This window comes from Neobacillus cucumis (genome assembly GCF_023715505.1).
The window spans coordinates 1-226 of the sequence record NZ_JAMBOH010000189.1 but is presented as its reverse complement, the minus strand read 5'-3'; the positions used below and the strand labels follow the sequence as shown (position 1 = coordinate 226).

Genomic DNA, 226 nt, shown 5'->3' with positions numbered 1-226 from the left:
CGGAATCGCTAGTAATCGCGGATCAGCATGCCGCGGTGAATACGTTCCCGGGCCTTGTACACACCGCCCGTCACACCACGAGAGTTTGTAACACCCGAAGTCGGTGGGGTAACCGTAAGGAGCCAGCCGCCTAAGGTGGGACAGATGATTGGGGTGAAGTCGTAACAAGGTAGCCGTATCGGAAGGTGCGGCTGGATCACCTCCTTTCTAAGGATAATGCAGTCCT

The 226-nt window shown here is 56.2% G+C and carries 1 rRNA gene; it reads left to right on the top strand.

The window, feature by feature from the left end:
• Positions 1-207, top strand: a 16S ribosomal RNA gene (locus M3226_RS32050); the annotation flags it as partial.
• Positions 208-226: the final 19 nt, after the last annotated feature.